The organism is Microcoleus sp. (genome assembly GCF_049646505.1).
In the GTDB taxonomy this organism is placed as follows: Bacteria; Cyanobacteriota; Cyanobacteriia; order Cyanobacteriales; family Microcoleaceae; genus Microcoleus.
On the sequence record NZ_JBARVX010000426.1, the window covers coordinates 1 to 1,562 of the forward strand.

Sequence of the window (1,562 nt, forward strand, 5' to 3'; positions counted from 1 at the left end):
CCCATCCCACAAAAATCTTTTTTCTTGTGGGATGGGCTTCTAGCCCGTCCCAAAATTTGATTAAAAGGACTTTTGCAAGAGGTCTACTGAAAAAAATCGATAATTGAGCGAGCGACGCACCTGAGCAACGAGTGAACTGTAGGGGCGGCTTCACCAATAATCCTGACAGTGCAGACAAATTCAATAAACCCGCCCCGCCGCACCAGCAAACCCTTTACTAAAATTAATTTCTAACAATCAACCGCATCAACCCAGCTAAAACTAACAATAAAGGTGTCAGCCAATCTCCCCAGCGCACGTACAAAGTCCGAGTTTTCCGCCGATAAATAGTAGCATCTCGGACTTCGTAGGTATTCAGTCCAGACTTCCAAACCGTCTCGCCGCGAGGATTTACAAAAGCAGAGTACCCCGTATTAGTTGCGATAACTGCCCATCTATCTGTTTCAATTGCGCGCATCACATCGAGGGCGTGATGTTGGGCCAGCATCGGCGGTTTGTAATGGGCATTGTTGGAAGCTGTAATCATAAATTCGCCTCCCTGTGCTGCTTGGTATCGGAAATTTTCAGCAAAGGCGGAATCGTAACAAATTCCGACAATGGCGCGGCCAAAGGGCGTATCAAATAATTGTTTTGAGTTTCCTGGTACTAAACGAGCATCTAAGGGTGACAGCCGATTTATAATCCCGCCTAAGATTTCGTAAAAAGGGATGTATTCGCCTAAAGGTACTAGCTTTAGTTTATCGTAGCGACCGACAATTTCTCCCGTTTTGTCGATCGCCAATAAGCTATTAGTGAGACCGTTTTCTTCTTGTCCAAATCCTCCAACCCAAGCCACTACACCGCGTTCGAGAATAGCTTGATAAAAGGAAAGAGTGGAACGCTGATACTCGTTTGTCCAGATAAAAGGCAAAGCTGTCTCTGGAATTAACACAGCATCGACTTTTCTGTCTGCTAACTCTTTGTATCCAGCGGTGTAACCTTCTAAAGCACGCCGCCAGCCCCCGGAGTCAAACTTAATTGCGTTAGGAATGTTTCCTTGAATAATTCCAATTTTTAATGATGTTCCGGCTTCTTGAATTAAGGGGCGATTGTACAAACTCCAGCCGACAATATGCAAAACTAAAAACAAACCCGCAGGCCAAATATAAGCAACCCAATTTTTCTTTCTTCTTTCTTGCTTCTTACCTCTTCCTCCCTCCTGCTTCCATCCATCCGTTACATCCGTTATATAATCCGTTGCCGAACTTCCTTCTATAAAAGCTTCGGCAATTAAGCCATTTACTGCTACAATGGCGGCTGTTACTGCGGCAGGCCCGGAGAGTTGACCTAGGTGCAATATTGGTAAATTGTGCGGGCTTTGGGTGTATGATAGTGATGTCCACCACAGCGAACCTGTACTCCAAATACTTTCTAAGGCGCACCACAAAGCTGTGCCAATTAAAACGCGGGTTAATGCTGAGAATTGAGTTTTACCCCCCCCTGCCCCCCCTTGTAAAGGGGGGGAGTTAAGAGTTAGATTTTTACTTGGTAAAGGGGGGGAGTTAAGAAGAATAATATCAGAG

General features: G+C 45.3%; 1 protein-coding gene. It reads right to left on the reverse strand.

The features are described 5' to 3' along the window. Positions 1-223: 223 nt before the first annotated feature. The coding region (gene lnt, locus WBA89_RS20970; RefSeq protein WP_424409173.1) for an apolipoprotein N-acyltransferase at positions 224-1,562 on the reverse strand (1,339 nt) is incomplete at its 5' end.